Source organism: Halomonas chromatireducens (assembly GCF_001545155.1).
In the GTDB taxonomy this organism is placed as follows: Bacteria; Pseudomonadota; Gammaproteobacteria; order Pseudomonadales; family Halomonadaceae; genus Halomonas; species Halomonas chromatireducens.
Genome location: NZ_CP014226.1, coordinates 3,674,289 through 3,696,759 on the forward strand (window position 1 = coordinate 3,674,289; position 22,471 = coordinate 3,696,759).

General features: G+C 62.6%; 21 protein-coding genes and 1 pseudogene. 13 read left to right on the forward strand and 9 right to left on the reverse strand.

Features of this window, described 5'->3' with window-relative positions; all coding sequences use genetic code 11:
• The 9 genes from LOKO_RS17000 (at position 1) to LOKO_RS17040 (ending at position 10,743) form a co-directional block, all read left to right on the forward strand.
• Positions 1 to 330 carry a hypothetical protein gene (locus LOKO_RS17000; RefSeq protein ID WP_066451881.1) on the forward strand — a complete coding sequence of 110 codons (330 nt, stop codon included), beginning with the start codon at positions 1 to 3 and terminating at the stop codon, positions 328 to 330.
• Positions 320 to 826, forward strand: coding sequence for a hypothetical protein (locus LOKO_RS17005; protein WP_066451882.1), 507 nt, complete (start codon positions 320 to 322; stop codon positions 824 to 826). Before LOKO_RS17000 ends, LOKO_RS17005 begins: the two co-directional genes overlap by 11 nt.
• 106 nt (positions 827 to 932) lie before the next feature.
• Positions 933 to 1,472 carry a helix-turn-helix domain-containing protein gene (locus tag LOKO_RS17010; protein ID WP_066451883.1) on the forward strand — a complete coding sequence of 180 codons (540 nt, stop codon included), beginning with the start codon at positions 933 to 935 and terminating at the stop codon, positions 1,470 to 1,472.
• A 196-nt stretch (positions 1,473 to 1,668) separates the two neighbouring features.
• The gene (locus LOKO_RS17015; RefSeq protein WP_066451884.1) at positions 1,669 to 2,067 is read left to right on the forward strand and encodes a hypothetical protein; all 399 of its coding nucleotides are present in this window, start codon (positions 1,669 to 1,671) and stop codon (positions 2,065 to 2,067) included.
• A gap of 86 nt (positions 2,068 to 2,153) precedes the next feature.
• Positions 2,154 to 4,133, forward strand: coding sequence for a type I restriction-modification system subunit M (locus LOKO_RS17020; protein ID WP_066451885.1), 1,980 nt, complete (start codon positions 2,154 to 2,156; stop codon positions 4,131 to 4,133).
• Entirely contained in the window at positions 4,130 to 5,494 is a 1,365-nt protein-coding gene (locus tag LOKO_RS17025) for a restriction endonuclease subunit S domain-containing protein (RefSeq protein WP_066451886.1), read from the forward strand. Before LOKO_RS17020 ends, LOKO_RS17025 begins: the two co-directional genes overlap by 4 nt.
• The gene (locus LOKO_RS17030) at positions 5,491 to 6,435 is read left to right on the forward strand and encodes a GIY-YIG nuclease family protein (protein ID WP_066451887.1); all 945 of its coding nucleotides are present in this window, start codon (positions 5,491 to 5,493) and stop codon (positions 6,433 to 6,435) included. The genes LOKO_RS17025 and LOKO_RS17030 overlap by 4 nt, the downstream gene beginning before the upstream one ends.
• 18 nt (positions 6,436 to 6,453) lie before the next feature.
• Positions 6,454 to 7,194 (forward strand): DUF3800 domain-containing protein, encoded by a 741-nt coding sequence (locus LOKO_RS17035; protein WP_066451888.1) that lies wholly within the window; start codon positions 6,454 to 6,456, stop codon positions 7,192 to 7,194.
• A 339-nt stretch (positions 7,195 to 7,533) separates the two neighbouring features.
• Entirely contained in the window at positions 7,534 to 10,743 is a 3,210-nt protein-coding gene (locus tag LOKO_RS17040) for a type I restriction endonuclease subunit R (protein ID WP_066451889.1), read from the forward strand.
• 668 nt (positions 10,744 to 11,411) lie between these two features.
• On the opposite strand, the gene LOKO_RS17050 is transcribed toward LOKO_RS17040, so the two are convergent.
• Entirely contained in the window at positions 11,412 to 11,777 is a 366-nt protein-coding gene (locus tag LOKO_RS17050) for a zinc-binding metallopeptidase family protein (RefSeq protein ID WP_066451891.1), read from the reverse strand.
• A 145-nt stretch (positions 11,778 to 11,922) separates the two neighbouring features.
• Positions 11,923 to 12,684: a Crp/Fnr family transcriptional regulator gene (locus LOKO_RS17055; RefSeq protein ID WP_316935858.1), complete on the reverse strand. Its 762-nt coding sequence runs from the start codon at positions 12,682 to 12,684 to the stop codon at positions 11,923 to 11,925.
• Positions 12,685 to 13,056: 372 nt separating this feature from the next.
• On the opposite strand from LOKO_RS17055, the gene LOKO_RS17060 reads away from it, so the two are divergent.
• The 3 genes from LOKO_RS17060 (at position 13,057) to LOKO_RS17070 (ending at position 16,881) form a co-directional block, all read left to right on the forward strand.
• The gene (locus LOKO_RS17060; RefSeq protein WP_066451893.1) at positions 13,057 to 14,256 is read left to right on the forward strand and encodes a saccharopine dehydrogenase family protein; all 1,200 of its coding nucleotides are present in this window, start codon (positions 13,057 to 13,059) and stop codon (positions 14,254 to 14,256) included.
• Between the two features lie 6 nt (positions 14,257 to 14,262).
• The gene (gene nspC, locus LOKO_RS17065) at positions 14,263 to 15,435 is read left to right on the forward strand and encodes a carboxynorspermidine decarboxylase (RefSeq protein WP_066451894.1); all 1,173 of its coding nucleotides are present in this window, start codon (positions 14,263 to 14,265) and stop codon (positions 15,433 to 15,435) included.
• A gap of 147 nt (positions 15,436 to 15,582) precedes the next feature.
• Positions 15,583 to 16,881: an aspartate kinase gene (locus LOKO_RS17070; protein ID WP_066451895.1), complete on the forward strand. Its 1,299-nt coding sequence runs from the start codon at positions 15,583 to 15,585 to the stop codon at positions 16,879 to 16,881.
• 88 nt (positions 16,882 to 16,969) lie between these two features.
• Here the strand turns inward: LOKO_RS17070 and LOKO_RS17075 are convergent, their stop codons facing one another.
• Complete coding sequence (locus tag LOKO_RS17075; RefSeq protein WP_066451896.1) at positions 16,970 to 17,215, reverse strand: hypothetical protein; 246 nt, start codon at positions 17,213 to 17,215, stop codon at positions 16,970 to 16,972.
• 173 nt (positions 17,216 to 17,388) lie between these two features.
• A complete protein-coding gene (gap, locus tag LOKO_RS17080; protein ID WP_066451897.1) occupies positions 17,389 to 18,411 on the reverse strand; it encodes a type I glyceraldehyde-3-phosphate dehydrogenase in 1,023 nt (340 codons plus the stop codon).
• A gap of 279 nt (positions 18,412 to 18,690) precedes the next feature.
• Here gap and LOKO_RS19020 point away from each other — a divergent pair.
• Positions 18,691 to 18,912: pseudogene (locus tag LOKO_RS19020) on the forward strand (pyruvate kinase); the annotation flags it as partial.
• 53 nt (positions 18,913 to 18,965) lie between these two features.
• On the opposite strand, the gene surE reads toward LOKO_RS19020, so the two are convergent.
• The 5 genes from surE to ftsB are packed head-to-tail and all read right to left on the reverse strand — an operon-like array spanning position 18,966 to position 22,415.
• The gene (gene surE, locus LOKO_RS17090) at positions 18,966 to 19,712 is read right to left on the reverse strand and encodes a 5'/3'-nucleotidase SurE (RefSeq protein WP_066451899.1); all 747 of its coding nucleotides are present in this window, start codon (positions 19,710 to 19,712) and stop codon (positions 18,966 to 18,968) included.
• Positions 19,713 to 19,751: 39 nt separating this feature from the next.
• Positions 19,752 to 20,822 (reverse strand): tRNA pseudouridine(13) synthase TruD, encoded by a 1,071-nt coding sequence (gene truD / locus LOKO_RS17095; RefSeq protein WP_066451900.1) that lies wholly within the window; start codon positions 20,820 to 20,822, stop codon positions 19,752 to 19,754.
• A complete protein-coding gene (gene ispF, locus LOKO_RS17100; RefSeq protein WP_066451901.1) occupies positions 20,819 to 21,328 on the reverse strand; it encodes a 2-C-methyl-D-erythritol 2,4-cyclodiphosphate synthase in 510 nt (169 codons plus the stop codon). Before ispF ends, truD begins: the two co-directional genes overlap by 4 nt.
• The gene (ispD, locus tag LOKO_RS17105) at positions 21,329 to 22,066 is read right to left on the reverse strand and encodes a 2-C-methyl-D-erythritol 4-phosphate cytidylyltransferase (RefSeq protein WP_066451902.1); all 738 of its coding nucleotides are present in this window, start codon (positions 22,064 to 22,066) and stop codon (positions 21,329 to 21,331) included.
• Positions 22,059 to 22,415, reverse strand: a complete 357-nt coding sequence (ftsB, locus tag LOKO_RS17110; RefSeq protein WP_066451903.1) for a cell division protein FtsB — start codon at positions 22,413 to 22,415, stop codon at positions 22,059 to 22,061. Before ftsB ends, ispD begins: the two co-directional genes overlap by 8 nt.
• Between the last annotated feature and the right edge of the window lie 56 nt (positions 22,416 to 22,471).

Consider the following 22,471-nt stretch of genomic DNA (forward strand, 5'->3'; position numbering starts at 1 on the left):
ATGGCTGCTATCGACTACCTCAAGCTGCACCACCTCAATGCAGAGATCGAGAAGAGCAACCGGCTGGCCGTGTGGCCCAAGGAAAACATCACCCCCGTGGTGCGGGAGTGGATCAGGGCTCACCGCACCGAGCTACTGGAGGAGCTGGCTACCGCCAACGATCCTGAGCCTCCTTGCTTGCCGGCAGGCATCCGTATGGCGTGGACGATCCGTGTGGGAAGCAAGCGCCTGGTGCTGGCCGGTATCCCATATACCCGAGAGCAGGCCCATCGGGCTGCCCAGGCTCGCTGGCCTGACGCTGACGTGGAGGTGCTGACCGATGCTGATTAACGAAGCCCTCCATGAAGCCCGCCGCCTTCAGTCCAGCTTGCGCGCCATGCACGTTGATCGAGCAACTCTGGATGAGGCCGATCTGCTCTCTCGCGCACTGCAGCACGACCCTGTCGAAAATGTACTGCCGTTTGCCCTCGACGCGTTGGAGCGTATTGATGACCACCTGCCGGCGGGTACGCTCGCCGGACTGGTCAGGGTGCGGATCAGGAGCCTGGTAGGCACCCTGCAGGCGATCAGCGATCGCCGCGCCCAGGTGACAATCACCCACGGCGCAGCGCTTACGCCGCGCACACTGCAGCAGGCTGCCATCAACGGCGCCGGAACGGGCTGCCTCAGCCCCTCTCAGGCCTGGGCCGCCTGGCGACTGGCGATCCCGGTGGAACGCCTGCAGCAGCCCCTCTCGGCTCGCGTCGCGAGAGTGCTGGATCGGGTTAGACGCCTCGGTGTCACCGGTCAGTATCTGGCTGAGGGGCTCCGGGCAAACGCCAGATGACAGCAGCCAGCCACGCTCGCCAGGCACCAACGTCCATCCCCCATTGACGACCGCCGGCCCCGGCGTAAGCTGGGGCTATCACCATGCCATCCGGGAGGATCGCACCATGAGCAAGTACGACTGGGAAGCCATTGAGCGCGACTACCGCGCCGGCCAGCTCTCCATCCGCCATCTCGCCACTAATCACGGCATCCCCGAATCAACCGTTCGCAGCAAGGCCAGAGCGCTGGGCTGGCAGCGGGATCTCACTGAAGATGTCCGAGCGGCGACCCGAGCCAAGCTCTCGCGCAGTTCGCGCACGGATCTCGCGCATGCAGATGATGCGCAAATCGTCCAGGCGGCCAGTGACGATGTGACCTCAATCGTCGAGGCCCACCGTAAGTCTATTGCCCAGTGGCGGTTGATCGCCGAGCGCCTGGCCCAACACCTGGCCACCATGGAGATCTCGGACGACAACCACGACAAGTTCTCGCGCAGCCTCAATGCCGGCATCGACGCCATGATGAAGCTCGTGAAGGGAGAGCGGCAGGCCTATCAGCTTGATGAGGAGCAGCCAGCCGACTCCGAAAACCCCTACGCGCATCTGAGCGACGAGGAGCTTCACAGCCGCATCCGTGAGCTCACCAAGAAGCTCGGGATCTCCTGACACTCTGACCACAGCGGCCAGTACTCCACTGGCCGCCGCGGCCGACCCTAGTTCAGCTCTGGCAACTGAATCGGCCTTCCTTAGTTACCGTTAGCCCGTGAAGAGCACCTTTCGCGGTACAGCAGGGCGTGCAAGTCTGTCAACGGCCACAGACGTCTAAGCTGAGGAGCACATCGCCCAGAATAGGAAAGCCGCCATGACACAGTCATTTGTGTGGAGACCGACCAACCTCTCCGAAGCAGCCCAGCGCGTCCTGATGGTGCCTACCAGCCCAACGCAGCAGATGAACCACGACGTTCTGGAGTCCGCGATCACCAACAAGGTAAGACGTCTGGTGAGAGATGCTCAGGATAGCGGCGAGGACGTCCAGAGCCTGCTGCATATCGACCCGGACATCTCATCGGTGACTTGGGGAGCGGCGTTCACCCCCGACGAAATCGCACAGAATGTGCTGTTCGCTGATAGTCTCAGCAACCTGCTCTACTCAGCCGAGCTGGATAGCGCACCCGTGCAGGATCCTGACCTACTGGAAGAGCTTGAGTGGCAGTCGTTGAGCGAGTGGCTCCAGGACCTGAACAGCGCCAGCAGCTTCTGACAGGACAACGGCTCCCCCTCACTCCCCTTCGCTGTGTATGATGGCCGTCCACAGTCACATATCAGTTACGAACGCGGGGAAGCATCGTGAACACGGAGAGTCACTCTCAGCTGGCGGCCTTCATCTGGTCCGTGGCGGACCTGCTGCGCGGCGATTTCAAGCAATCCCAGTACGGCCGCATCATTCTGCCCTTCACCCTGCTGCGACGCCTGGAGTGCGTGCTGGAGCCCACCAAGGCCGACGTGCTGGGTGCCGCGCGGGAGCATCAGGCCAAGCCCGACGCCGTGCGCGAGAAGCTGCTGCTGCGCGCCGCCGTCCAGCCCTTCTTCAACGCCTCGCCGCTGACCCTGGGCAGCCTCTCCGACACCCAGACCGCCGACGACCTGATGAGCTACGTGCAGTCGTTCAGCCAGGACGCCCGGGAGATCTTTGAGCACTTCGAGTTCGAGGGCTTCGTCCAGCAGCTCTCGGCCAACAACCTGCTCTACCAGGTGGTGCAGCGCTTCGCCGCCATCGACATGAGCCCGAAGCGGCTCTCCAACTACGGAATGGGCCTGGTGTTCGAGGAGCTGATCCGGAAGTTCGCCGAGAGCTCCAACGAGACGGCGGGGGAGCACTTCACCCCGCGCGACATCGTCCACCTGACCACCTCGCTGGTGCTCACCGGCCAGGACGACAAGCTTCGCCCCCACGGCATCGTCACCGTCTATGATCCCACGGCGGGCACCGGCGGCTTCCTCTCCGAGAGGGACGAGTATATCCAGCAGGGCAGCCAGGGGGTGACCGTCTCGCTGCACGGCCAGGAGCTCAACCCCGAGTCCTACGCTATCTGCAAGGCCGACATGCTGATCAAGGGTCAGGCGGTGGAGCAGATTAAGCTCGGCAACACCCTCTCCGACGACCAGCTCCCCGGCGAGCATTTCGACTTCATGCTCTCCAATCCGCCCTTCGGCGTGGAATGGAAGAAGGTGCAGAAGGCGATCACCGATGAGCATAACCACAAGGGCTACGAGGGCCGCTTCGGCCCCGGTCTGCCGCGGGTCTCCGACGGCTCGCTGCTGTTTTTGATGCACCTGGTGAGCAAGATGCGTCCCCGCCAGGAGGGCGGCTCGCGCATCGGCATCATCCTCAACGGCTCGCCGCTGTTCACCGGCGGCGCCGGCAGCGGGGAATCGGAGATCCGCCGCTACCTGCTGCAGCACGACCTGGTGGAGGCCATCGTCGGCCTGCCCACCGACCTCTTCTACAACACAGGCATCGCCACCTACGTGTGGATCCTCTCCAACCACAAGCCCGCCGAGCGCCGCGGCCAGGTCCAGCTGATCAACGCCACCGGCCGGGCCAGCAAGATGCGCAAGTCGCTGGGCAGCAAACGCCAGTTCGTCGCCGACCGCGACATCGAGGAGATCGTGCGCCTCTACGGCGCCTTCCAGGAGAGCGAAGAGAGCAAGCTGTTCCCTGTGGAGGCCTTCGGCTACCGGCGCATCACCGTGGAGCGCCCGCTGCGCCTCAACTTCCAGGCCAGCCCCGAGCGCCTGGCCCGGCTCGATGACGAGAAGCCGCTCCAGAAGCTCGACGAGGCCGAGCGCGAGGCGATCAAGGCCGCCTGCGCCACCCTGGACCCGGAGCAGCGGTTCACCAACCATGATGCCTTCCTCAAGTCGCTAAAGGCCGCCTTGAAGGAGGCTGGCCTGAAGATCGGCGCCCCGGTGCAGAAGGCCATTCTCAGCGCCCTCTCCGAGCGTGACCCCGAGGCGGGCATCTGCCGGGACAAGCAGGGAAACCCGGAGCCCGACACCGGCCTGCGCGACAACGAGAACGTGCCGCTGGGCGAGTCGGTGTTCGACTACTTCGAGCGCGAGGTGAAGCCCCACGTACCCGACGCCTGGATCGACGAGGAGAAGCGCGACCCGCTGGATGACCGTATCGGCATCGTCGGCTTCGAGATTCCCTTCAACCGGCACTTCTACCAGTTCAAGCCTCCGCGCCCGCTGGAGGAGATCGACGCCGACCTCAAGGCTTGCACCGATCGGATCAAACAGATGATCGAGGAGCTGTCAGCATGAGCTTCCCGCCGTACCCCGAATACAAGGACTCCGGCGTCGAGTGGCTGGGGGAGGTGCCGGCCCATTGGCAAAGTAAAAGGTTGAAATTTCTTTTTGATATTCAAAAACGTGGTGTCAGAGAGGAAGATCAAATAGTTACGTGCTTCAGAGATGGCATGGTCACGCTTCGTAAAAACCGTCGCTCAGAAGGTTTTACGAATGCGCTGCAGGAAATTGGTTACCAAGGTATTCGCTCAGGCGACTTGGTTATCCACGCCATGGATGCATTTGCGGGTGCAATCGGGGTATCCGATTCAGATGGAAAGTCTTCACCTGTCTACTCTGTTTGCGTTCCGGTATCCCCTGATGTGTCTCCTTATTACTATGCCAGGCTACTTCGACACATGGCGCTGTCTGGGTTTGTGGCGTCGTTGGCGAAAGGTATCCGGGAAAGATCTACAGACTTTAGATGGACTGATGCTGCAGAAATATTCTTGCCGGTGCCAACGGCTGATGAGCAAGTAAAAATCACCAGATTTCTCGACCACGAAACCACCCGCATCGACGCCTTGGTGAAGGAACAGCAACGACTGATCGAGCTGCTCAAGGAGAAACGCCAGGCGGTGATCTCCCATGCCGTCACCAAGGGACTGGATCCCGATGTGCCGTTGAAGGACTCCGGGGTGGAGTGGCTGGGTGCAGTGCCGGCACATTGGGAAGTTGGGCGCGTGAAGAATGTAGCCTCATTCATAACTTCTGGTCCACGGGGCTGGTCTGATTATCTTACCGAATCTGGCGAGGAGATTTTTGTTCAGAGCGGTGACCTAGATGATCATATTGGCGTCAACTTTGAGAATGCGAAACGTATACGCTCTCCCATGGGTGCTGAGGGAGCCAGGACTCGAATAAACTGTGGTGATGTGCTTGTTTGTATAACCGGCGCCAACACCGGGCGAGTAGCAGTATCCGACCTCCCGCCAGTCTCAGCTTTCATAAATCAGCACCTGTCTCTTGTTCGGCTTAATCAGGTTAATGCTTTACCTGAATTTGTGGGCTATGCGCTGTCTTCAGAATCAATTCAGTCGTTTTTTAGGGTGGAGCAATATGGTTTGAAGGAAGGGCTAAGCCTGAGCGACGTTGCTGATGCCCCTTTGGTGCTTCCTCCGAAATATGAGCAAGAGCTGGTAATGAAGTACCTAAAAGACCAGACCCAGCGCCTGGATCGTCTAGCTATAGACGCAGAACGATCTGTTGAATTGCTCCAAGAACGTCGATCTGCCCTGATCTCCGCGGCCGTGACCGGCAAGATTGATGTCCGCGGCTGGCAGCAACCGGCGGGCTTATTGGCTCCCGCTGAAACCACCCAGACGGAGGCGGTATGACGCAAGGACGCAGCATCCGGCTCTTTCTGGTGGACGGCACGCCCAATGGCCTGCTCACCGCCGAGATTATGAACTGGACCGGCCATGTGCTCACCGGGCCGCGCAGCAAGCTCAGCGAGCTGGTGCAGCGCCCAGAGTGCGGCCGCACCGGGATCTACTTCCTGGTCGGCCCGGATCCCGAGAACAGCCTGCGCCCGCTGGTCTACATTGGTGAGAGCGACGACGTAAGCACCCGCCTCAAGCAGCATAACCGCCCAGAGGCTGTTTCTGGCTCCGGTGGCGGCAAGGATTTCTGGGAGAAGGTCTGCCTGGTCACCAGCAAGGACCAGAACCTGACCAAGGCCCACGTGAAGTACCTGGAGAGCCTGCTGATCCAGAACGCCGGCCAGGTAGGTCGCTGCAAGCTGATCAACGGCACTGCCCACGATTACGTCAACCTGCCAGAGTCTGACCGCGCCGATATGGCGTTCTTCGTCGAGCAGATCCGCACCGTGCTGCCGGTGCTGGGCTACGACTTCCTGCGTGAGACCTCTCGCCCCTCACGGGCACCGGAGGCAACCCCGGCTACCGAGCTAGAGGCATCGCCCCGCTTCACCCTGGAAGTGCCGCGTCACGGCATTCGCGCCACTGGTCAGGAGATCGACGGCGAGTTCTATGTCTTTAAGGGCTCTCTGGCCCGGGGCAACTGGGTCGGCACCGAGCGCGGCTACCAGAGCCTGTACAACCAGCTCTGCGAGGATGGTGTGCTGGTGGAAGGCAGCAACGACACCCGAGTCTTCAACGAGGACCAGAGCTTCAGTAGCCCCAGCGCCGCCGCCGCGGTGGTCTCCGGCCGCAGCGCCAACGGCCGAACCTCCTGGAAGGCGGAAGACAGTGGCCTGACCTACGGGGAATGGCAGGATCGCCAAGTGAGTGTTGCGGTTAATGAAGCAGGTGAATAGAAAAGAGCAGAGGGTGGAATGGGCGATTTTGGAGAGTATATTATTTACGTGGATGAAAGCGGTGATCATGGTCTCAGGAACATTAACCCTGACTACCCCGTTTTTGTCTTGGCCTTCTGTATTATCCACAAGCAAGATTACCTTACTCAGATTGTGCCTAAATTACAAGAGCTGAAGTTCCGCTATTTTGGCCATGATATGGTTGTTCTTCATGAGGCAGAGATACGCAAGTCAAGAAAGCCATTTGATATTCTTCTCAACCCTAACGTCAGGCGTGATTTCATGGGAGACCTATCTGCTATTATAGAGAACTCTCCTTTCACCCTAGTGGCTAGTTGCATCATGAAAGAAGAGTTTTCAAAGAAGCATGGTGTTGATGGAAACCCTTATCATGTTGCGATGGAATTTGGCCTGGAGCGCGTCTTCATGGAACTGCAAAGTCGTCGCCAACGTGGCCAGCTAACCCATGTGGTTTTTGAGCAGAGAGGGCTACAAGAGGATCAAGCTCTAGAACTTGAGTTTCGACGCATCAAAGACCGGTCACGGATGGAAGGCTTGGAAGAAACGCTGGATATTGTCATGGCCAGCAAGAAAGTGAATTCGGCGGGTCTGCAGCTAGCCGACATGGTGGCACGCCCCATAGGTCGGCACCTATTGAACCCTGGTCAATCCAATCGAGCCTACGATATTCTTAATGGCAAATTCCGGCGTAGTCGGGCGGGCCAGATCAAGGGGTGGGGGCTGAAGGTATATCCTTGAAAACAAAAGGCCCCGACGCATTCGCCGAGGCCCCTTGCCGATCGGGCATTCCCAATCCATAGTCATATGATAGGCAGTCAGGCCGATCATGGCAACCACAGCGGCTCGCCCGGCAACAACACCCCCCCACGCCTCTCTCGGAAGCGCACCTTGGGGGGTTACTTTCCTCTGGTCAGCGCTGCCGGGTGATCCAGCGGGAGTCGATAGCATGGGAGTGGCTTCCCTGACGACTGGCGACAACGCTCCTCTGTGGGGAATATCTCAGCCTAAGTAGGCTTCTCCTCCTACCCCTAAAGCGCTACGCTGTTACGAATAATTACGCCAAGTGCAGGGGATACCATGGCGGACAGCAGGGAAGCCCGCTTCCAGCAGGACATCATCGAGGCCATGACGGCCCACGGCTGGAAGGCCGGCATCGCCAGCGGCTTCGATCGCGCCTCGGCGCTCTACACCGAGGATCTGCTCGGCTACGTGCGGGAGGCCTGGCCGGAGCGCTGGGAGAAGTTCTGCAAGGCCAACCCCCAGGCGCCAGAGTCGGTGTTCGTGAAGAAGGTAGTGCGCGAACTGGAGCGGGCCGGCACGCTGGAGGTACTGCGCCACGGCTTCAAGGTGCCGGGAGTAACGTTCGGCCTGTGCAGCTTCCAGCCTGACCACGGCATGAACCCCGACTCCCTGGCTCGCTACCGCGCCAACCGCCTACGGGTGGTGCCGGAGGTCTCCTACTCGCCCCACGCCCGCGAGAAGGGCAAGGGCAGCGAGAGCTCTGGTCGTAACTACAACCCCCGCCTGGACCTGGTGCTGTTCGTCAACGGCATCCCCACCGCGACCCTGGAGCTCAAGAGCCAGTTCAAGCAGACGGTGGAGAATGCCAAGCGGCAGTATCGCCAGGACCGCCCGATCAAGGACCCCGTCACCCGCAAGCCGGAACCGTTGCTGACCTTCAAGCGCGGCGCCTTGGTCCATTTCGCGGTTAGCCAGGCTGAAGTGGCCATGACCACCAAGCTGGCCGGTAAGGATACGTACTTTCTGCCCTTCAACCGCGGCTCGGAGGAGGGCGGCGCCGGCAACCCGCCCGCGCAGGATGAGCAGAGCTACGCCACCGCCTACCTGTGGGAAGAGGTGTTCTCACCGGACGCCTGGCTGAAGGTGCTCGGCCGCTTCCTGCACCTGGAGAAGACGACCACCGAGGACTTCCACGGCTGCCGCAGCGTCAAGGAAACGCTGATCTTCCCGCGCTATCACCAGTGGGAAGTGGTCAACCGCCTGATCCAGGGCACCCTGACTGAGGGGCCGGGGCGGCGCTACCTGGTGCAGCACAGCGCCGGCTCAGGCAAGTCCAACTCCATCGCCTGGGCCGCCCACCAGCTGGCCAATCTCTACGGTGATGACGGCAAGAAGCTCTTCAATTCGGTGATAGTGGTCACCGACCGCACGGTGCTCGACAGCCAGCTTCAGGACACCATTTACCAGTTCGAGCATGCCCACGGCGTGGTCTGCCCGATCACCCGCGACATCGGCAACCAGAGCAAGTCGGAGCAGCTCGCCGAGGCCCTGGCTAGCAATACACGGATTATCATCGTCACCATTCAGACCTTCCCGGCGCTGTTCGATGCCCTGGACAAGCGACCACAGCTCGCCGAGGGCAATTACGCGGTGATCGCCGACGAGGCCCACTCCTCGCAGACCGGCAGCTCGGCCAGCAAGCTCAAGGCGCTGCTGGCGGCCGCGGGAGAGGCCACAGAGAGCGATAGTGACGAAATCAGCGCAGAGGCCATGCTTGACGCCGCCGTGGCCTCACGGCGCCCCAGCGAGCGGATCAGCTACTACGCCTTTACCGCCACCCCCAAGGCCAAGACCCTGGAGCTGTTCGGCCGCCCGCCGGATCCGGATCTGCCGGCCAGCGCCGATAACAAGCCCGAGCCGTTCCATCTCTACTCCATGCGCCAGGCCATCGAGGAGGGCTTTATCCTCGACGTGCTCAAGAACTACGTCACTTACAGCACCGCCTGGAAGCTGGCCCATCCCGAGGGCGAGGAGCAGGAGGTCGATTCCAAGAAGGCCTCTCGCACCCTGGCCAAGTGGGTGCGCCTGCACCCCTACAACATCGCCCAGCGGGTTGAGGTGATCGTCGAGCACTACCGCGACAACGTCCGCCACCTCCTCGATGGCCAGGCCAAGGCTATGGTGGTCACCGCCAGCCGCCAGGAGGCGGTGCGCTACCAGCTGGCCATGCAGGGCTACATCAAGGACAAGGGTTACGAGGACGTACACCCCATGGTGGCCTTCTCCGGCAGCGTGCCGCCCGACGAGGTGGTTCCCGAGGAGGTCACCGAAACCAGCCGGCTGCTCAATCCCGGGCTCAAAGGACGCGACCTGGCTGAGGCGTTCGATACTGCCGACTTCAACGTGATGATCGCCGCCAACAAGTTCCAGACCGGCTTCGACCAGCCTAAGCTCTGCGCCATGTACGTGGACAAGAAGCTGCAGGGCGTGGACTGCGTGCAGACCCTCTCGCGGCTCAACCGGCTATTCCCCGGCAAACAGACCTTCATCCTCGATTTCTACAACGACGAGCAGGAGATTCTCGACGCCTTCGCCCCCTATTACCGCAAGGCCGAGCTGGCCGACGTCTCTGATCCCCAGGTGGTCATCGATCTGCAGCGCAGCCTGGACGCTAGCGGCATCTACCACTGGCCCGAAGTGGAAGCCTTCGCCAAGGCCTTCTTCGACCCCAAGGCGCCGGCATCGAGTCTCAGCTACCACTGCCGTCCCGCCCAGGACCGCTTCAAGCAGCGCTACCGGCTGACCTTGGAGCAGCTGCAGACCTGGAAGGAAGCCCGCCAGATCGCCGAGGGCAATGGTGACGACAAGGGCCTGAAGCGCGCCGAGCAGGAGCTCAAGGAGGCCGGCACCACCCGGGACGAACTCGACCTGTTCCGCAAGAACCTGCAGAGCTTCGTGCGCGCCTACGAGTTCCTCAGCCAGATCGTCACCTTCGACGACTCCGAGCTGGAGCAGCTGTGCGTCTACGCCCGCCACCTCTACCCGCTGCTGCGTACCGACCGCCTGCTGGAGGAGGAAGCCATCGACGTCAGCGAGCTGGAGCTGACCCACTACCGGCTTACCAAGCGCGAGGAGAAGCGCCTGCAGCTCGAAGAGGCCGATGGCGACTATGGCCTCCAGCCGGTCAGTGAGGTGGGCTCCGGCAAGCCCTTTGATCCCGAGAAGCAGCGCCTGGCCGAGATCATCGACCGGCTCAACGACCTCTACGGCGCCGAGGTCAGCGACGACGACAAGCTGCACTTCGCCAACGGCATCGCCGACCGCATCGAACGCGACGAGGCCGTGATGGCCCAGGTGCGCAACCACAGTGAGGACCAGGTGATGCACGGCCTCTTCCCGAAGGAGGTCACCGAGGCCGTGCTCGACGCCATGAACGACCACGAGAAGCTCAGCATGCCACTGCTGGAGGACGAGGAGACGGGCAGGAAGTTTGCGCTGCTGATCCTCAAGCTGCTGGCGGGGAGGGAAGTACAAGCGCAACGGTGAAACGCTATGCAGGCACGGATAGTGCTGCCTTTCAGTAAAATGACATGGGGCGCGATATGGAGAGCTTTGAGCAGCGGGGTTGGGGTGTTCGAGAACTGGCTAAGGGGCTATTTCTCGATTACATGCGGTCGCGGCCGGAATGCCAGCCTGGGCAGGAAGGAATCAGGCTCGCGCGGATATTTAGGGATTGTGGTTTGGGTTGGGGAGACCAACTGAAAGCTACCGAGTCCAACCAGCAATACTGGGGTGTTGCCATCATGCGCACTCTCGAAGCCGAAGGCCTGACTGAGAGAGTCGGCGAGAGCGGACCATGGCGTTTGCGCTGATCCATCAAGGTTGCGGCAGAAGCCGCCCTAAAGGGGCATATCTGGGGGCATCTCTAAGAAGATGGAATTTATAAATCCTATTTATTCAATATGTTATAAATATTTTTCACGGGACGCCGCCTCCACCAATTAGCCAGACGAATCAAGCACCTACGGGTGCTTTTTTCGTTTATCGGCCTCCCTTTCAGCCCTCCCCGGTTTCCTTTCGGCAAGCCGTGGCCATGCTTGTCAGCAGTTGCATGATCACGCGCGTACCTGCCTCAGCATCTTCCGCCGTGATGGCTTCGTCAGGATGGTGGCTCAGCCCATCCCTGCAGCGGAGGAACAGCATGCCGATATCGGTCAGGGCATGCATTGCCAGGCCGTCATGCCCGGCCCCGCTGAACAGGCGGCGGCTCGGCTGCCCCACCTCCCGGCGAAGCGGGCGTTCCAGTGGCCGATGGGGCGTACCGCCAGGCGACCATCGTCACGCCGGCGCACCACCATGGCACCCAGGGTATCGAGGTGCGCGGTTATGGCACGCCGGGGAGCATCTCCCTTGCGCTGCGCATGGAGGTCACCGCGGGCAGTGGTGGCCACCTCCAGGCCAGCCGCCTCTAGCCGGGGTGCCAGCCAGTCCACCATCGGCTGAGCATGGAGGGAAGGGGAGGGAATCGCCAGCATCGCCATCAGGTCGGCGACGAGGCCATCGGTATCGATCGTTGGCATATGGATTCTCTGGCTGATGGGTACGACCCTTGCAGCCTTAACGTATAGCAGGCGATACCGATGCGCGAATGATGCGGACGGTCCTGCCCGGCTTGGCGCATGCTATCAATGGCCCAAGCCATACAAGGGCTTTCCTGGTGCCGGGTCAGGCGATTCGATTCAGCGAAAGAAAATTCTGAAAGGCGGGGGGAAGGGATTCATCGATATAGGTATCGTTGAACTCGACCAGGCGAGCCAGTGCCTGGGGATCGGGGAGCACCACGTGCTGGCGGTCACGTTCGACCAGTCCCTCATCGCGCAGCATGGAAAAGGTCCGGCTCACATGCACTGCGCTCAACCCCAGGGCATCGCCGATCTGCTCCTGGGAGAGGGGCATGAAAAAGCCGTTCTCCTCCACCGCATTGATCCGCTTGAGGCGCAGGTAGAGTTCGTAGAGGAAATGTGCCAATCGTTCGTGCGCCGCGTAGCGCCCCAGGTAGACCAGCCGCTCGGTGAGCATCGCCTGCTGGCGTACCGTCGTGGCAATGATACCGGCCGCCAGGGACGATGAGCGGGCGAAGAGTTCAAAGAGCTGCTGATACGAAAACGGGCAGATCACACCCTCGTTGATCATCGCCACGCCCGCCAAGCGTCGCGAGAAGCCAAAATCCCGCATGCCAATGATATCGCCTGGCAGATAGATCTTGAGGATCTGCATCGAGCCATTGCCGAGATTGCGGTAGGAGTAGGCCCAGCCCTCCTTCACCACGCAGAACAGGTCTACATCGGCCACTTCCTGCCACAACACCTCCCCAGCCGTCACTCGCCGGGCATTGAGCTCCAGGCTCAAGAGCAAGGTCTTGTCATCAGCCGTCAGTACGCCATGGCTGTCGAGCCCCTGCATCACAACGGTGTCGAGTAGAGTCACATTCCGCGTTCCGGCTAGTAGTGGAAGGCAACATAATAAAACATAAGCTTATGCATCGACTCATAACGTATGTTATTGAAAGTGAATTATGTTAAATGGCGATCGTCCATTCAGCGCGCAGCTACCCGTGGCAACCAGGCCCCGCTTGCGGCCTCGCAAAGGCCCTTATACGTTTTGCTGCCTATGCCTCCACCTCCTTTCGTCTCGTATATCACAATAAAATCACTTGCTCCCGGCTTCACTGGGCGCCATCATCGCGCCCAGCGCGTGAGCGAGACCGGGGTGGCATCGGGTCCGGGCAAATCAGGTTGGCCCCCATTCCGATAAGACTCTATATTTGAAAGACATTTTACGACCGGGATTCGAGAACCAATGAGCAAAGTCCTGATTATCGGCGCCGGTGGCGTCGGTGGCGTGGTTACCCACAAGTGTGCACAGCATCCCGAGGTCTTCTCGGAGATCTGCCTGGCCAGTCGCAATGAAGACAAGTGTCGCGCCATAGCGGCCCAGCTGGATCGCCGAATCCAGACCGCCCAGGTTGACGCCGACAACGTCGAGGCACTGGTCGCCCTGATCGAGTCGTTCAAACCCGACTTGCTGATTCACGTGGCGCTGCCCTATCAGGACCTGACCATCATGGAGGCGTGCCTGCGCACCGGCGTGCCCTACCTCGATACCGCCAACTACGAGCACCCGGACGAGGCCAAGTTCGAATACAAGGAGCAGTGGGCCTTCCAGGAGCGCTACGCCAAGGCAGGCGTCATGGCTACGCTGGGCTGCGGCTTCGACCCGGGCATGACCAACATCTACTGCGCCTACGCCCAGAAGAACCTGTTCGACGAGATTCACCAGATCGACATTCTGGATGCCAACGGCGGCGATCACGGCTACCCGTTCGCCACCAATTTCAATCCCGAGATCAACATTCGCGAGATCACCGCGAATGGCCGCTACTGGGAAAAGGGTGAGTGGGTGGAGACCCCGCCGCTTGCCGAGAAGCGCAAGTTCGACTTCGACGGCATCGGTGAGAAGGACATCTACCTGCTTTACCACGAGGAGCTCGAGTCGCTCAGCCAGAACATCAAGGGGCTGAAGCGGATTCGCTTCTGGATGACTTTCTCCGAGAAATACATCACCCACCTCAAGGTGCTCGAGAACGTCGGCATGACCAGCATCGAGCCGATCGAGGTGAACGGCTGCGAGATCTCTCCGCTGCAGTTCCTCAAGGCGGTGCTGCCCGACCCGGCGTCACTCGGTCCGCGCACCAAGGGCAAGACCAACATCGGCATCATTGCCGACGGCATCAAGGACGGCAAGCGGCGCAAGGTGCATATCTACAACATCTGCGACCACGAGGCCTGCTACCGGGAGGTGCAGTCCCAGGCGATCTCCTACACCACCGGCGTGCCCGCGGTCACCGGCGCCATGCTGATGCTCGACGGGACCTGGAAGGGCTCCGGCGTGTTCAACGTCGAGCAGCTCGACCCGGACCCCTTTATGGAGCGCATCGGCGAGATGGGCCTGCCCTGGCAGGTGGTCGAGCTCGACCCCGAAGACGATCCGCTGGCCTGATCGCGCATGGCTTCACTGAATAGGGAAACGCCGGCCTACCCCTTTGACGTTCAGGCGTGCCCGTCGCCGGCCTATGTGGTCGACGACGCGCTGCTACGCAAGAACCTGGTCCTGCTCAAGCAGGTCCAGGAGGCGAGCGGTGCGCGCATCCTGCTGGCGCTGAAGGGCTTCGCCATGTGGGACACCTTCGACATGGTGCGGGAGTACCTGGTCGGCACCACCGCCAGCGGCCAGGACGAGGCGCGGCTGGGGGCGGAGACCTTCGGCGGCGAGGTGCACTGCTACTCGCCGGCCTTCACCGAGGAGGAGATGGAGGTGGTGTTGCGCTATGCCGACCACCTCAGCTTCAACTCCCCCACCCAGTGGCGGCGCTTCCGCGACACCGTCGCGGCCGCACCTCGCCGGATCTCCTGCGGCATGCGGGTCAACCCGGAGCACTCCACCGGCGCGGTACCGCTCTACGATCCCTGCGCGCCGGGCTCACGCCTCGGCACCCGGGCCGCGGACCTGTCGCCTGCGGATCTCCAAGGTCTCGAGGGGCTGCACTTCCATACCCTTTGCGAGCAGAACAGCGACGCCCTGGAGGAGACCCTGGGCGCCTTCGAGGCCAGGTTCGGCCAGTACCTGGCAAGCCTTGCGTGGGTCAACTTCGGGGGCGGGCACCATATCACCCGCGAGGACTACGACGTCGAACGGCTGGTGCGGATGATCCGCGACTTCAAGGCACGCCACCCGCACCTTACGGTTTACCTGGAGCCCGGCGAGGCCATCGCGCTCAACACCGGCTATCTGGTCTGCTCGGTACTGGATATCGTCGAGAATGACGGCCCCATCGCTATCCTCGACACCTCCGCCACCGCACACATGCCAGACGTGCTGGAGATGCCCTACCGGCCACATATCATCGGCGCCGGTGAGTCCGGCGAGAAGGCCCACACCTATCGCCTGGGCGGCCTGACGTGTCTCGCCGGCGATGTCATCGGCGACTACAGCTTCGATGCACCGCTGGCCATCGGCGACCGCCTGGTGTTCACCGATATGGCCCATTACACCATGGTGAAGACCACCACCTTCAACGGCATGCGCCTGCCTGCCATTTGCCGCGTGGACGAGACAAGCCGGGAGATACGCACGGTGAAGACCTTCGGTTACGAGGACTACAAGCAGCGCCTCAGCTAGGGGTTTCCGCTCGCTGCGCAGCAGGCACCTTCGGGTGCCTGTTGCGTTTCTGCACCTTCGTTTTCCTCCTCGCCCCGCCCCCCTTTTCCCCTGCTACGCTTTCACGCATGGTATGGAAACTGATCTCACCAGCCAGGGAGAGCTACGATGACCACCGTTTTCAAGTTTGGCGGCGCCTCGATCAAGGACGCCGACGCCATACGCCAGTTGACACCGCTGATCGAGGCCCATGAAGACAGACCTCTGGTGGTGGTGATCTCGGCCATGGGCAAGACCACCAACAAGCTGGAAGCGCTGCTGGCCGCTGCCCGCGACGAGAGTCGAACTGACGAATATCGCCAATGCCTCGATTCCTTGAAAACCGAGCATAGCGAGGCGATGGAGGCACTTTTCGGCGACTCTGGCGAGTCTCCCGCCGAGCGGGTCTCGGCTCTGTTCCAGGAGCTAGATGCCCAGCACCGCAAGCACCGCAGCAGCCCCTACGCCAAACATTACGACCAGACCGTATGCTACGGCGAGCTCATCTCCACCACCATCGTTGCCGCCTGGCTCAACCGGTGCAGCATCGCCACCGACTGGCACGACGCCCGCAAGCTGGTGCGCACCGATAGCCGCTACCAAGCCGCCAACATCGACTGGCCAACCACCGCAGAGTCCATTCGCCAGCAGTTGGAGGACAGTGATAGCGTGCTCCTGACCCAAGGCTTCATCGGCGGTACCGAGGAGGGGGAGGCCACCACGCTGGGTCGCGAAGGCTCCGACTTCAGCGCAGCCATCTTCGCTCACTGCCTCGATGCGAAGGAAGTGGTGATCTGGAAGGACGTCACCGGGCTTTTCAACGCCGACCCGCGCCGCTTCGACAACGCCGTGCAGCTCGAGCGCATCTCCTATGCCGAAGCCACCGAGCTGGCCTGGCACGGCGCCAAGGTGATCCACCCCAAGACCCTGGGGCCTCTGCAGGAGAAGTCGATTCCGCTGATGGTGCGCTCCTTCGAGGCCCCCGATACCGCTCCCTCTGTGATCGATGCCGAACAGCGCTTCGATGCCGACGTGCCCTCCTGCATCCTGCGCCAGGACCAGGTATGGCTCGAAGTGAGGCCGCGCAACTTCTCGTTCATGGATGAGCCACGCCTGCACGACATACTCGGCCGGCTGGTGGAGGCCGGCATGCATGCCAACCTGGTCGACAGCAGCGCCATGCGCTTCGCCCTGTGTCTCGACGACAAGCCAGAGCGGCTCGACCCGCTGGTGGAGTCGCTGCAAGGCGACTATGACGTGAGCCGGGAGAACAACCTGACACTGCTCACCGTACGCCACCCCCAAGCGGGCATGATGGACGAGCTGAGCAAAGGCCGCGAGGCCCTTGCCGAGAGACGCAACGCCACCACCGCCCAGCGCCTCTTCCATAGCCGGGATTGCCCCGAGACTTGGCATATCCCGGACTGACACCAGGCCTGGTCAGTCGACTATCCAGCCATGTAAAGGCCGCGCCCCGATCAACTCGGAGGCGCGGCCTCGATCATCCAGCCTTCAATCAATCACTGAGGTCGATATCATCCTCATCGGTAGCGGCCCCAGTGGCTGCACCCGCGCCGGCCCCGATCGCCGCACCACGCACGGCACTGCCCCCCGTAGCGGCACCAGCGGCGCCGCCCACGGCAGCACCAATGCCGGCTCCGCTGGCGGCACGCTCACCGGTACCTGTGCCACAGCCGGCAAGCGCCAGCATCAGCGAGGCGGCAAAGACCATCAATGCGCTACGCAGTCCATAACGGCTCATGACTTACCTCCTGTTCCATGGATGTACAATTTCACCCTAGTCAAGAGTCGCGGTGGGCGGCAACGCCTGCCTTGTTACGCTGTGTCACGGCATCTCCATCGTATGCACGTCAAGCGCCGAGGCGTTTCATCGCCCCACGCTCACTGGGTCCGACGTCTGACAAGCTTACCGCGTCAGGCGGCATCCCGCTTGGCATCACTCGCTGCCTGCATGGCCAGGGCCGTGTCGAGCATGCGGTTGGAGAAGCCCCATTCGTTGTCGTACCAGGCCATCACCTTCACCAGGCGTCCGTTCACCCGGGTGTGGTTGGCGTCGAAGGTCGAGGAGTTGGGGTCGTGGTTGAAATCGATGGAGACCAGCGGCTGGGCGTTGACCGCCAGCACCGGCGAGGCCTCCGCCGCCTTCACGAGGATGGCGTTGATCTCCTCCTTGGTGGTGTCACGACTGGCGGTGAACACCAGATCCACCAGCGACACATTGATCACCGGCACGCGCACTGCCAGGCCGTCGAACTTGCCGGCAAGCTCCGGCAACACCAGACCTACGGCGGCGGCGGCGCCGGTCTTAGTGGGAATCATCGAGTGGGTGGCGCTGCGGGCCCGGTAGGGGTCGCTGTGGTAGACGTCGGAGAGATTCTGGTCGTTGGTGTAGGCATGCACCGTGGTCATCAGGCCATTCTCGATGCCCACCGACTCGTTGAGCGCCTGGGCGATCGGCGCCAGGCAGTTGGTGGTGCAGGAGGCGTTGGAGACCACCTTGTGCTCGGGCTTCAGCACGCCCTCGTTGACGCCGAAGACGATGGTGGCATCGGCATCCGGGCTCGGCGCCGAAATCAGCACTCGCCCGGCACCGGCGGACAGGTGCTTAGCTGCAGCCTCACGCTTGGTGAACAGACCGGTGCATTCCATGACCAGATCGACATCCAGGTCTTTCCAGGGCAAGGCGGATGGATCGCGCTCCGACAGGATGGCGATGCGATCGCCATCCACGGTCAACGTCTCGTCATCGTGCGTCACGGAAAACGGAAAATGGCCATGTACGGTGTCGTGGCGCAGCAGGTGGGCATTGAGCGCCGGGGCGCCCAGATCATTGATGGCAACCACCTGGACGCGATTGCGATAGCCGTTTTCGTAGAGCGCGCGCAGGACATTTCGACCGATGCGACCGAATCCGTTAATGGCAACCTTGAGTGTCATGGCATCTTCCTCCCGGGAGTGGGTAGCAATTATTTTAATGTGGTGCAATTGCCGTTGAGTCTCAAGTTTTTTTGGTAATATTACAACACTTTTGAGGGCGCCACGCTGTCACCTTGCTTCGCCGCACCGCAAAATACGCATAGAACGCTGGTGCAGCGGCCTCCATCCCGCGCCAAGAGGGGTTGGGGAAGCAGGAAAATATTGTAGTAATATTACGCACGCACAGCTAAGGTGGTGACATCCTGTTAACTACCGGCGTCGCCACAAGGAGGACTCTCCATGCCCCACTGCCAACCTCGCTCTCCCCTTCGTCGCACCAAGATCGTCGCCACCCTGGGTCCGGCCAGCGACCGCGACGGCGTGCTGGAAGCGATGATCGAGGCCGGCGTCGACGTGGTGCGCCTCAACTTCTCCCACGGTTCGCCCGACGACCACCGCCGCCGCCTCGAGCGGGTGCGCGAGATCGCCGCCCGANGTCGGCCAGGCGTGCGACCATCCGGTCTCGGGTTCGCTGCGATGTCATGCCCACCCCGCGCAGCAGCTCGGGCAGTTGTTCAGGTGAATGCATCCAGCCAGCCTTGCACGTCTTCGATGGCCGCATGACGCGTCAGATCGGTCTGCAGCGGCGTGATCGACACATAGCCCGCCTCGACGGCGGCAAAGTCGGTATCCGGCCCATCATCGGCATTCCGGCCGACGGCTGCAATCCAGTAACGCAGCCGCCCACGTGGGTCGCGAACTTCCATGGGTCGCTCGGCGGGCCCGCGGTAGCCCATTCGGGTCACGCGAAAACCCTGAATTTCGTCCCAGGGAAGGTCCGGCACATTGACGTTGAGCAGGCTGCGCGGCGGCAATGACAGCTGGTCCGCCGCCCCTACCAGGCTCGCCGCCACCCGGCCGGCGGTATTGAAGTGACGAGAGCCCACCAGCGACATGGCGATGGCCGGCATGCCCAGGTTGCGCCCCTCCATGGCCGCTGCCACGGTGCCGGAATAAAGCACGTCATCACCCAGGTTGCCACCATGATTGATCCCCGCGATCACCAGGTCGGGCTTCTCGTCCCACAGGGCGTTGACGCCTAGATAAACGCAGTCTGCCGGCGTGCCGTCCACGCAGTGAAAGCCGTTGTCCAGCGCCGTCAGCGACAGCGGCCGGTTCAACGTCAGAGAGTTGCTGGCACCGCTGCGGTCGCGGTCGGGCGCCACCACCCGCAGGCGGGCATGTGCGTCCAGCGCGTCATACAGGGCACGCAGTCCCGGGGCATGTACCCCGTCGTCGTTGGATAGCAAGAGTCTGCGCATCGGTATGGTCTCTTCTCCCCCAGAGGGTTCAGTTTCCGTTCAGGTCAACGCCGGTGTCGCACCCAATGTCGGGTGCTCGATCAGCTCGCGCAGCACCGCCGTGGCAAAACTGCCACGGGGCAGGATGAAATCGAACCGCAGGCACGCCGGTTCGCGACCCAGGCGGGGCTCTCCCAGGCGCATGCGCAGGGGCCGTCGGGCCAGCTTCACCCCGGCTCTCTCCAGACCATCGCAGAGCGGCCCATGGCGCTCGCGCAGGCGCTGCTCGTACCCCGCCGCGCTGCCCGCCGTGGCCGACGAGCCGACGCCCCAGAGCACCCCGCTTGGGTGCAGGTCGAGTCGGGCGGCTCGCTCGGCCAGCTCAGCATCGACGGTGTCGACAACGAACTGGCTGGCAGTACCATCGAGCATCGCCACCTCCCCCGGCAGCAACCGGTCCCAGTTGCCATCCCCCTGGCGCATGGCCAGCAGCTCGTTGAACAGATAGCTGCGCGCAGTGGAGAGCATCATGCCCTCCCGATCGTCCCGCTTGCGCCAGCCGCGGGCCAGTACTGACTGCGCCCGTACCAGGTTACGGCCGTCGGGGCCGAAACGCTGCGGGCCAAAGCCGTTGGGCACGCCATGGCGGCACAGCCACTCCCAGCGCGCCTCCAGCCCGGGCGCCTGCACCGCCTCCCCGGTGATAACCAGCGAGAAGCGGTTTCCGCGGTGAACGCCACGCTTGAGCTTGCGGGGATGGCGCACCTGCTCCAGCACCTGCACGCCGTGGCTCGCCAGGCGCTCGGCCAGGTCACCGGGGCCCTCGCGGCCCGGCAGATGCACCGACAGCCACTGCCGGGTCACGGCGATGCGATCCTTCATGCCGGAATAGCCCACGGCGCGCTGCGTCACCTCGCAGGCGCGAGCCAGATGGCGCACCACCTCCAGGGTGGTAAGCCCCCGCTTCTCTACCCAGAGCCAGAGGTGCTCACCCTGTCCCTCCGGGGCGAAGTCGAGGATTTCCTCGACCACGAAATCCTCCGGGGTGGCGCGATAGTCGCCGGCCGGCGGCGGGCCAAATTCGGCATCCAGCACCCGCGGCCAGGGATCGGCCGTCCCGGTCGGGGTCATCGTGAGGCTCCCGCTGTCGCTGCCTGGTCATCACGGGTCAGCAATAGCACCACCGCCTCAGCGGCGATGCCCTCGCCACGCCCCGTGAAGCCCAGCCGCTCTGAGGTGGTGGCCTTGACGTTGACCGAGCCCGGCTCGAGGGCAAGGTCGGCGGCAATACAGGCCACCATGGCGGCGATGTGCGGCGCCAGCCTGGGCGCCTGGGCGATGACCGTGGCATCCACGTTGCCGACCCGGTAGCCGGCAGCAGAGACCAGGCCATGCACGTGTCGCAACAGGGCACGGCTGTCGGCGCCCGCCCAGGCCTCATCGGTATCGGGAAAGTGGCGGCCGATATCACCCAGGGCGCAGGCGCCAAGCAGGGCATCGCAGACGGCATGCAGCAGCACGTCGCCATCGGAGTGGGCGACGAAGCCCTGTCCAAAGGGAATGGCGGTGCCACCAATCATCAGGTGATCGCCTTCGCCAAAGCGATGCACATCGAATCCATGACCGATTCTGACCATCTAGCGCTTCTCCCTGCAAGACGCCGTAGCGTTTACCGAACCCTCGGCATGCTGGGCCGAAAGAATCCGTGCGGCCAGCCCCAGGTCTTCCGGATGGGTGATCTTGAGATTGTCCCGCCGACCGGCCACCAGGCGTGGCGCCAGACCCAGGGCCTCCACGGCGGAAGCCTCGTCGGTCACGGCCAGCCCCTGCCGCCGGGCCGTCGCCAGGGCCCGGCACAGCAGTCCGTAGCGAAAGCCCTGAGGGGTCATGGCATGCCACAGCCCCTGTCGCAACTCGGTGGCAGCCACCCGTCCTGCGCCATCGTCACGCTTCATGGTGTCGGCTACCGGGGCGGCAAGCAGTCCCCCTACGGTATCGTGACGCAGTTCTTCGTAGAGTCGCACCAGGTCATCGACGGAGACACAGGGCCTGGCCACGTCATGCACCAGAACCATTTCGTTGTCGCCCGCCCTACCGGCCAGCGCTGCCAGGGCGTGGGCCACGGAGTCGGCCCGCTCGGCTCCGCCATCAACCCGCTGCCAGTCGGCGAAGGGTACCCAGGCCGGGTCGAACAGGGCATCGTCCGAGTCGAGGCAGAGGCACAGCCGCGCCGTGGGAAAGGCCTGGTGCAGGCGCGACAGGGTATGAGCCATCACCGGCTTGCCCGCCAGGGTCAGGTACTGCTTGGGCCACTGGGCGCCCATCCGCCGCCCCCGCCCCGCGGCAGGCACCACCAGCCAGAGCGCTTCACTCATCGGCAGCGCCTCCGGAAGCGGAGGAGGGCTGGCGAACCAGGCCGGCGTTCGCCTCCAACAGGCTGCCCTCGATCACCACGCCCGGAACCCAGTAGAAGTGCTCGTCGGTACGCACCATGCCGATATCGCTGCGGGCCCGCTCCTCGATGGCGTCCAGCCCGGTCTTGAGGTCGACCACTTCGGCGCCGAGACGCGCATTGCGATCGCGCAACGGCTTGTTGTCGGCATCCAGCGCGGCGACCCGCTCGCGGATCTCGCGCAACTCCTGCACCCCGCTGTCGCCGAACCACAGCCGGTATTGCAGCAGCGCCAGCATCACTAGCAGGGCGATGGCGAGCCACCTGAGCATCGGGGTCCTTCCTCACTGATTCGAAACGGTCGCCATTATGCCACCTTCGTCCCGCC